The organism is Streptomyces sp. NPDC002446 (assembly GCF_053595675.1).
In genome coordinates this window covers 1-1,035 of the sequence record NZ_JBSFYC010000178.1, presented here as the reverse complement: position 1 = coordinate 1,035, position 1,035 = coordinate 1, and the positions used below count along the sequence as shown (strand labels likewise).

Genomic DNA, 1,035 nt, shown 5'->3' with positions numbered 1-1,035 from the left:
CTGAGCCAGCTCTCGTCCTGGTGCAGCACGCTCTCGACCGGTACGTACGCGAAGTCCCCGAGCAGCTCCCGGTACGTCGGGTCGGAGGTGCGCAGTGTCGAACTCGGCGGTCTCGGCGCACTCCGCGCTCTGGTACGTGGTGACCGGCCGGCCCGTGCGGTTGGCGAACGAGGCGGCGGTGTTCCCCTTGGGCAGCGGGACGCAGCTTTCGATGTCGGTGTCGGAGAGCTCGTAGGTCCCTCGCTCACCGGCGAAGTCCGCCTTCGGCCAGACGCAGAGCTGGCCCGCGGCGCAGTCGCCCGGGGCGGCGGTGCGGCCGGTGGCCGCGTGCGCGGCAGGGGTGGCGAGGGCGGCCGGCAGGGCGAGCGTGGCGGCCAGCGCGGTGAGGCCGGTGAGGAGTCCGGTGGTGGGGGACGGACCGGTGGTGTGGGACGGACGCGGACGAAGGCGCATGGGAATCTCCCCCGTGGAGTACGGCGACGGTCTGCCGCCGCGGGCCGGTCGGCCGCGGCGGGTTCGTCATCGAGCTTCGCGAGGGCGCGGCGCGTTTGCCAAGGCCGTGCCGCCTCCGCCACCCGGATCAGGTATGTGGACGAGCGGAACGGCGTGAAGTGCGGTGCCGGTGTGCGGAGTTGACGTGGGCGGGGACGGTGCGGGCGGCCGCCGAAACCGTTCTCCCCGGGCCGGGCGCGGGCCGGTACGTACCGGCGTCTCCCGGAGGGCAGTACCCGGGCGGACGGTTCCCCTGACGGCTCACCCGGATGAGGGATTCGCCCGGCCGGCGGAGCCCAACTGCCGCGGGGTGTACGGCGGGTGGGCCGGGAGGCGGGACGGAACGGCTGGTTGACGCATGGCGTTGACCCGGGGCGGGACGCACCGCGTTGGCCGGTGCGGGGCGCCGGGCCGGGCCGGGCCGGCAAAACGCGAACGGCGCGCGGCCGGCCGGGGGAGGTGCTACCGGGACTCCTGACCACGGCTCGCTGAGCAGTGGCACGTGCCGTGCTCCTACGAGCATTTCACTGTGCCGCCTCCTCG

1 protein-coding gene is annotated in these 1,035 nt (G+C 74.5%); it reads right to left on the bottom strand.

Annotated features, from left to right (window positions below):
• On the bottom strand, positions 1–453 hold a 453-nt coding region (locus tag ACWD6P_RS37075; protein WP_451448622.1), incomplete at its 3' end, for a peptidase inhibitor family I36 protein.
• Between the last annotated feature and the right edge of the window lie 582 nt (positions 454–1,035).